Genomic DNA, 9,232 nt, shown 5'->3' with positions numbered 1-9,232 from the left:
CATGTCGGTCTCTTCCGCCCTTGGTCGTGGAATGGGGTCGGTCGGGTCAGTCCAGGGAGATGCCGAGTTCGCGGTCGACGAAGGCGTAGACCTCCTCCGCCGAGGCGTCGGCGAGTTCCGCGTCGACGTTCTCCCCCGCTGCGGCGGGCTCGTCGAGCAGGGCGAGGATGTCCTTGAGCCGGGCCCGCGCCGCCGCCCGCGCCGTCGCGGCGAGATCCGCGGCGAGCACCTCGGCGTGCAACCGGTCCAGCCCGCCGAGCACCGCCGGGCCGGTGTCCCCGGCCTCGTCGGCGAACCGTTCCGCCAGGTAGGCGGCCAGTTCGGCCGGGGTGGGATGGTCGAAGACGAGGGTGGCGGGCAGCCGCAGCCCGGTCGCCGCGCCGAGCCGGTTGCGCAGGTCCACGGCGGTCAGCGAGTCGTAGCCGAGGTCCCGGAACTGCCGGCCCGGGTCGACGTCAACGGCGGTGAGCCCGACGACGGCCGCCACCTGGCCGCGTACCAGGTCCAGCAGGACCGGGTCCCGGTCCTGCGGCGGGAGGGCGGCCAGGTCGACGGTCGGGGTGACGGGCGCGGTGGCCGACCGGGCGGCGGGGACGAGGCTGCGCAGCACGGCGGGCAGCGCGTCACCCTGACCCCGCAACGCCGCCGGGTCGAGGCGCAGCGGAAACACCCAGGCCCGGGGCTGGGCCAGTGCTGCGTCCAGCAGGTCGAGGCCGTCGGCGACGGGGATGGCGGCCACGCCGGAGCGGGCCATCCGGCGGAAGTCGGCCTCGGTGAGGTGCCCGGTGATGCCGCCGACGCCCTCCCACAGCCCCCAGGACAGGGTGGTCGCGGTCAGCCCCCGGGCGCGACGGTGGTGGACCATCGCGTCGAGGAAGGCGTTCGCGGCGGCGTAGTTGCCCTGGCCGGGCGCCCCGAACACCGACGCGGCCGAGGAGAACAGCACGAACGCCGACAGGTTCCGCCCGGCGGTCAGCTCGTGCAGGTGCCACACCGCGTCGACCTTGGGTCGCAGCACGGCGTCGACCCGGTCCGGGGTGAGCGAGCCGAGCACCCCGTCGTCGGAGACGCCGGCCAGGTGCACGACGGCGGTCAGCGGGTGCTCGTCGGGGATGCCGGCGAGCAGCGCGGCGACGGCGTCCCGGTCGGCGGTGTCGCAGCCGACGACGGTGGCCTCAGCGCCGAGTTCGGCCAGCTCGGCGACGAGTTTCCCGACGCCGTCGGTGTCGGGGCCCCGGCGGCTGGTCAGCAGCAGCCGGGTCACGCCGTGCCGGCGGACCAGGTGCCGGGCCAGGGCCGCGCCGATGCCGCCGGTGCCGCCGGTGAGCAGCACGGTGCCTGACGGGTCGAGGGTGGTGCCCGGCCCGTCGGCGGTCTCCAACCGGACCAGGCGGGGCACCAGCACCCGGTCGCCGCGTACCACGGCTTGGGGTTCGGCGGCGGCGACCACGGCGGGCAGCAACCGGCGGGCGGCGGCGGACCCGTCGAGGTCGACCAGCACGACCCGGCCCGGGTTCTCGGTGGCGGCGGTACGCAGCAGGCCGAGGGCTGCGGCCAGCGGCAGGTCGTGGGGTTCACCGCCGGCGGTCGGCACGGCGTTCGTGGTCAGCACGACGAGGGTACGGTCGTTGTCGTCGGCCAGCCATTCCTGGACCAGGCGCAGCGCCCCGGTGGTGGCCGCGTGCGTGCGGGCGACGGTGTCGGTGCCGTCCGGGCCGGTCAGGGTCACCAGTCGGACGGGGCTGTCGGGGCGCTGCCAGGACGGCGGGTCGTCCCCGGCCGCGCCGACGGCGACCTCGGTCCAGTTGAGCCGGTACAGCGACTCGTGGTGGGTGGGGCGCAGCGCGGCGGCGGACACCGGCCGCCAGTCCAGCCGTTCGGCGACGGCGACGGGTTCGCCCGTACCGTCGGCGAGGGTCACCGCCACCGCGGACTCGCCGACCGGGACGAACCGGGCGCGCAGTTCGGTGCCGCCGGGACGCACCACCCGCACCCCGCTCCACGCGAACGGCAGGCTCGGTTCGGCTGCGGTGAGGGAGTCGAGCATGACCGCGTGCAGGGTCGCGTCCAGCAGGGCGGGGTGCAGGGCGTAGCCGGCGGCGTCGGGGCGGGCCGGTTCGGGGAGGGTGATCTCGGCGTACACCTCGGTGCCCCGTCGCCAGGCCCGGCGTAGCCCCTGGAAGGTGGGCCCGTACCGGTAGCCGGCGGCGGCGAGCGCCGGGTACGCGGCCGACACGTCGATCTCGGTGGCGTCGCGCGGCGGCCACTGGCGCAGCGCCTCCACCGGGCCGCCGTCGGGGGTGAGCATGCCGGTGGCATGGGTGGTCCACCCGGTGCCCCCGGCCGGCCGGGACCGGACGGTGACCGCCCGGCGGCCGTCGTCGGCGGGTGGGGCGACGGTCACCCGTAGGTCGACGGCCCGGCCCGCCGGCAGCACCAGCGGCGCGGCCAGGGTGACGTCGTCGACACCGGCACAGTCGACGCGGCGGGCGGCGGTGACCGCCAGGTCGACGAACGCCGTGCCGGGCAGCAGCACCGTGTCGAGCACGGCGTGGTCGGCGAGCCACGGGTGGGTGGCGGTGGAGATCCGGCCGGCGAGGGTCAGCCCGTCGTCGTCGACGTGTTCGACGAGCGCCCCGACCAGGCCGTGGTCGGTGCCGGTGAGGCCGGCGGCGTCGACGCCGCCGGTGGGGCGGGCGGTGAGCCAGAACCGTTCCCGGGCGAACGGGTAGGTGGGCAGGTCGACCGCGCGGGCGTCGCCGCCCCGGTAGCAGGCCGCCCAGTCCACCCGGTGCCCCCGGGCGAACACCTCGCCGACGGCGGCGACCAGGGTGGCCGCCTCGTCCCGGTCCCGGCGCATCGTGGTGGTGACCGTGGCGTCCCCGGTCAGCAGGTCGACGGTCAGCGGGGTGAGCGCGGCGTCCGGGCCGACCTCCAGCAGGGTGTCGACGCCGGTGTCGCGCAGCGCGGCGACCGCGTCGGCGAACCGCACCGGTCGGGACACGTGGGCCACCCAGTGGTCGGGGTCGGTCAGGTCGGCGGGTCGACCGGTCACCGTGGACACCACCGGAATCCGGGGCGGGTGGAAGGCGAGCCCGCCCACCACGGCCCGGAAGTCGTCGAGCATCGGTGCCATCAGCGGCGAGTGGAACGCGTGGCTGACCGTCAGCCGCCGGCCCGGCACGCCGAGGGCGTCGGTCACCGCGGCCACGGCGGACGCGGTGCCGGAGAGCACCAGGGAGCGGGGGCCGTTGACGGCGGCGATGCCCACCTCGGCGGTGAGCAGCGGCACCACGTCGGCTTCGGCGGCCCGGACGGCGGCCATCACACCGCCGGACGGCAGCGCGCCCATCAGCCGGCCCCGCGCGGTGACCAGGGTGGCCGCGTCGGCCAGCGACAGCACCCCCGCGACGTGCGCGGCGGCGATCTCGCCGATGGAGTGCCCGGCCAGCACGTCCGGTCGCAGCGACCAGGATTCCAGCAGCCGGAACAGGGCGACCTCGACGGCGAAGATCGCGGGTTGGGTGACGGTGGTGTCGTCGAGGCCGTCGCCGGTGTCGACGACGTCGGCCAACGACCGGCCCAGGTGCCCGTCGCAGGCGGCGCAGACCTCGGCGAACGCGGCGGCGAAGACGGGGAAGGCGGCCCGTAGTCCCCGGCCCATGCCGGCCCGCTGCGCGCCCTGCCCGGTGAAGAGGAACCCCAGGTCGCCGGGGCCGGGCGTGACCAGCGGAAGGTCCCCGTCGGCCAGCGCCCGCAGGCCGACGGTGTCGGTGACCACCGCCCGCCGTTCCAGTGGCTGGCGGGTGGTCGCCAGGGAGAACCCGAGGTCGGCCGGGTCGACCCGGTCGGCGACGGTGAGCAGGTCGGCGGCGACGGCGCGCAGGCCGCGTTCGTCCCGCCCGGTCACCACCCACGGGGTGACCGGCGGCGCGGCCGAGGGGGCGGGGTCGACGGTCGGCGGGGCGGCCTCGACGATCACGTGGGCGTTGGTGCCGCTGGCCCCGAAGGAGGAGATCGCCGCCCGGCGTGGCCCCGGACCGGCCGGCCAGGGGCGCTGCTCGCGGAGCAGTTCCACCGCGCCGCGCCGCCAGTCGACGAACGGGGTGGGTTCGTCGGCGTGCAGCGTCCGGGGCAGTACGCCGTCGCGCAGGGCGTGGACGAGTTTGATGATCCCGGCCACCCCGGCGGCGGCCTGGGTGTGCCCGATGTTCGACTTCAGCGAACCCAGCCACAGGGGCCGGTCGGCCGGTCGGCCCTGACCGTAGGTGGCCAGCAGGGCTTCGGCCTCGATCGGGTCGCCGAGCCGGGTGCCGGTGCCGTGCGCCTCCACCAGGTCGACGTCGGTGGCGGCGACGCCGGCCGTGCGCAGCGCCTCGGTGATCACGGCCTGTTGGGAGCGGCCGTTGGGTGCGGTGAGGCCGTTCGACGCCCCGTCCTGGTTGACGGCGGAGCCCCGGACCACGGCGAGGACCCGGTGGCCGTGGCGGTGGGCGTCGGAGAGCCGTTCGACGAGCAGCATGCCTGCGCCCTCGGCCCAGCCGGTGCCGTCGGCGTCCGCGCCGAACGCCTTGCACCGCCCGTCGGGGGCCAGGCCCCGCTGCCGGCTGAACTCGACGAACGTGCCCGGGGTCGACATGACGGTGACGCCGCCGACCAGCGCCATCGTGCACTCCCCGGCGCGCAGCGCGTGCCCGGCCAGGTGCAGCGCCACCAGCGACGACGAGCAGGCGGTGTCGACGGTCAGCGCCGGGCCGACCAGCCCGAACAGGTAGGCGATCCGGCCGGCGACGACGCTCGCCGCGTTGCCGGTCATCAGGTAGCCGTCGACGCCCTCCGGGGCGCGGGTCATCGTGGTGGCGTAGTCGTTGCCGTTGCCTCCGGCGAACACCCCGACCCTGGTCCCGCGCAGCGACTCCGGGGTGATCCGGGCGTGTTCGACGGCCTCCCACGCCGTCTCCAGCAGCAGCCGCTGCTGCGGGTCCATGCCCAGCGCCTCCCGGCGGGAGATGCCGAAGAACGCCGGGTCGAACTCGGCCACCCCGGTCAGGAACCCGCCCTGGTCGGTGTAGCTGGTGCCGGGATGGTCGGGGTCCGGGTGGACCAGGTTGGCGAGGTCCCAGCCCCGGTCGGTGGGGAACGACGAGATGGCGTCGACGCCGTCGAGCACGAGCCGCCAGAGATGTTCGGGGGTACGCACCCCGCCGGGCATCCGGCAGGCCATCCCGATGATCGCCAACGGCTCGTCGGGGGCTGCGACGGTGGTGGGGGCGTCGGCGGGGCGGGTTCCGGCGGCGGCGAGGTGCCCGGCCAGGGAACGGGCGGTGGGATGGTCGAACACGACGGTGGTGTGCAGGTCCGCCCCGGTGGCGGCGGCGAGGCGGTTGCGGATGGTGACCGCCGTCATCGAGTCGATGCCCAGCTCCCCCAGCGGCCGGTCGGCGGTGACCCGGCCGGTGTCCGGGTGCCCCAGCGCGACGGCGATCTCCCGGCGTACCAGGGGCAGCAGGTCGGCCGGGTCGAGTTGCCCGCCGGTGGGCCCGGGCGGCGGGCCGGCGTACCCGCCGAGCACGCCGCGTACCCCCGGGGGGAGGTCGGCGACGCCGAGGGTGGCCGGCGTGAGGGCGGCGACCACCGCGGCCGGCAGCCGACCGCCCACCGCGCGCCGCAGCGCGGCGACGGCGGCGTCGGCCGGTGCGGCGTCCACCCCCGCCACCGGCCGGTCCGCCGGGTCGACCCAGGCCACCACGCTCGCCGTACGGCCCTGCGCGGCCAGCGTACGGGCGGTGTGGACGGCGACCGCGTGCCGCCGGCCCGCCGCCGGTAGGTCGGGCGCACCGAGGACGCCGGCGAGCGGGGTGAGCAGCACGACGGTGTCCGGCCCGCCGGTGAGGTCGAGTTCGTCGGCGTCGACGCCCGTGTCGGCGTGCACCAGGGCGGTCACCCCGGGTCCGGTCGTCGCGCCGGCCAGTTCGTCCGGGTGCACCCGGCGGACCGTCGCCCCCTCGGCGGTGAGCCAGCCGCCGATCAGGTCGGCACCCGGGCCGTCGCCGGTGACCAGCACCGTGCCGTGCGGCGTCCACTCGGGACCGCCGGCGGGTACCGGGGTGAGTCGGCGGGCCCGGGCCCCGCCGGGACGCAGTTCGAGGTGCTCGGTGGTCGGGTCGGCAGCGGCGAGGGCGGCCACCAGCAGCCCACCGGTGTACGGGTCCGGGTCGGTGGGCAGGTCGAGGGTGCCCCGCCAGGTGTCCGGCCACGCCCAGCCCAGGGCCCGACCCCGGCCGATGGTCGCGGCGTCCCCGGTGACCTGCCACACCGGGCCGGTGCGGGCGGTGAGCAGCGGGACCGGGTCGGCGGTGAGGGCGAGGATGCCGGTGACCGGGGTGCTGCCGGGCCCGTCGGTGATCTCGACCCGGGCACCGTGCCCGGTGAGCAGGTCGGCGAACGGGCGCGCGTCGACGGTGTCGTCGGTGACGATGCGCCAGTCGCCGTCGAGGGTCGGGGCCGCCGGCAGGTCGACGGTGTGCCAGGTTTCCTGGATCAGGTACGGCTCGTCGCCGCGGCGTACGGATTCCAGCCAGTACCGCTGCCGTTGGAACGGGTACGTGGGCAGGTCGACGACGGTGCCGCCGCCGTAGTACGCCCGCCAGTCCACGTCGTGGCCGCGTACCCACACCTGCGCCAACCCCGTCACCGCGCTGACCGCCTCATCGACGCCGGGACGGAGCATCGGGATACCGTCGGCCAGCAGGGACGACAGACCACCATCCGCGCTCAACTCCCACCAGGAACGGGGACCAGCCGCCTCGATCGCCTCGTGGAACCGCACCGGCTCACGCACCTGCCGCACCCAATAATCCGGGTCCGCAAGATCCTCGACCTGCCCCGTCACCGTCGACACCACCGGAATCCGCGCCGGACCGAACGACAGGCCCTCCACCACCGCACGGAACTCGTCCAACATCGGCTCCATCAACGGCGAATGAAACGCGTGACTCACCGACAACCGCCGCTGTCGGACGCCCAGCATGGTCGCTGCCGTCTCCGCCGCTCGCAGCGTTTCCTGTTCGGGGCCGGCGATCACCACCGCCGACGGACCATTCACCGCCGCGACCACCACATCACCGGACAGGAACGGCTGCACCGCCTCAGCCGAGGCCCGCAACGACACCATCGCCCCACCCGCCGGCAACGCCGCCATCAGACGAGCCCGCGCCGACACCAACGTCACCGCATCCGGCAGGGACAGCACCCCCGACACGTGTGCGGCGGCGATCTCCCCGATCGAATGACCCACCAGAACCGCCGGCTGCACACCCCACGACTCGACCAGCCGGAACAACGCCACCTCCACCGCGAACAACGCCCGCTGCGCAACACCCGTCCCATCCAGACCAACCCCGGACGAGATCGCCTCCCGCACGTCCCCACCCAACAGCCCACACACCTCATCGAACACCGACGCGAACACCGGAAACGCCCGATACAAACCCGCACCCATCCCCACCCGCTGACCACCCTGACCCCCGAACACCAGGCCCAGACCGGGGGCTGGGACCGTCACCGGGCCATCGCCTGCGGTCAGTTCCCGGATCTCCGGGGTCAGCGACGTCGAATCCGCGACAGTCTCACCGTCGAGCAGCACCGCCCGCTCACCGAACACCGACCGCGTCGACGCCAACGACCACCCCACATCCACCGCCGACGGCCCGTCCGACCCTGCCGCCAACGGCCGCAACCGCCCCAGCAGGTCCCGCACTCCGGCGACCGACCGCGCCGACACCGGCCACGGCATCACCCCCACCGGCACCCGTGAACCCGCCACCACCGCATCCGCCTCCGGAGCACCCGCCTCCACCGGCGGCGGTTCCTCCACGATCACGTGCGCGTTCGTCCCACTGATCCCGAACGACGACACCCCCGCCCGCCGACGACCACCATCAGCCACCACCCACTCCCGCGACCCCCGCACCACCTCCACCCCACCCGACGACCAGTCCACCAACCCCGACGGCTCGGCCACGTGCAACGACCCCGGGACGATGCCGTGCCGCATCGCCAACACCACCTTGATCACCCCAGCAACACCCGCCGCATGCTGCGTATGGCCGATGTTCGACTTCACCGACCCCAACCACAACGGCACCACCCGACCCCGCCCGTACGTCGCCAACAACGCCTCCGCCTCGATCGGATCACCCAACCGGGTGCCCGTCCCGTGGCCCTCCACCACCTGCACGTCGGACACCGACAGACCCGCCACCGCCAACGCCCGACGAATCACCCGCTCCTGGGACGGACCGCTCGGCGCGGTCAGGCCGTTCGACGCACCATCCGAATTCACCGCACTACCCCGCACCACCGCCAACACCCGATGACCGAGCCGACGCGCATCCGACAGGCGCTCGACCAGGAGCATGCCGGCGCCCTCGCCCCAGCCGACACCGTCGGCGTCGGCCGAGAACGCCTTGCACCGTCCGTCCGGGGCGATCCCCCGCTGCCGGCTGAACTCGACGAACGTGCCCGGGGTGGACATGACCATCACCCCACCGGCGAGCGCGAGGTCACTCTCCCCGGCGAGCAGCGAGCGGACGGCCAGGTGCAGGGCGACCAGCGACGACGAGCAGGCCGTGTCGATGGTGACCGCCGGGCCGGTGAGCCCGAGCTGGTAGGCGACGCGTCCGGAGGCGACGCTCGCGGTGTTGCCGGTGAGCAGGTGACCCTGCACCTCGGGCGGGGCCTCGTGCAGGCGGGGTCCGTAGTCCTGGTCGGTGGCCCCGACGAACACGCCGGTCGGGGTGCCGCGCAGCGTCGTCGGGTCGATGCCGGCCCGTTCCACCGCCTCCCAGGACAGTTCGAGCAGCAGCCGCTGCTGCGGGTCCATGCCCAGCGCCTCACGGGGTGAGATGCCGAAGAACTCGGCGTCGAAGTCCCCCGCGTCGTGCAGGAAACCACCGGTGCGGGTGTACGTCGTGCCGGGGTGGTCCGGGTCGGGGTGATAGAGCCGGTCGACGTCCCAGCCCCGGTCGGTGGGCAGCGGGGACGTCACGTCCACCCCGTCGGCGACCACCCGCCACAGGTCCTCCGGGCTGCGTACGCCGCCGGGGAACCGGCAGGCCATGCCCACGATGGCGATCGGCTCGGTGGCGCGTTCCTCCCATTCGCGCAGCCGGCCGCGCGCCTCGCGGGCGTCGGCGATGGCCCGTCGGAGGTACTCGCGCAGTTTGTCCTC

The 9,232-nt window shown here is 75.1% G+C and carries 1 pseudogene; it reads right to left on the bottom strand.

Features of this window, described 5'->3' with window-relative positions:
* Positions 1 to 46: 46 nt before the first annotated feature.
* Positions 47 to 9,205 (bottom strand): annotated as a pseudogene (locus tag FJK98_RS13630) (type I polyketide synthase); the annotation flags it as partial.
* Between the last annotated feature and the right edge of the window lie 27 nt (positions 9,206 to 9,232).

The sequence above is a fragment of the Micromonospora sp. HM134 genome (genome assembly GCF_007833915.1).
Classification (GTDB): Bacteria; Actinomycetota; Actinomycetes; order Mycobacteriales; family Micromonosporaceae; genus Micromonospora; species Micromonospora wenchangensis.
This window is presented reverse-complemented; position numbering and strand designations above follow the sequence as displayed.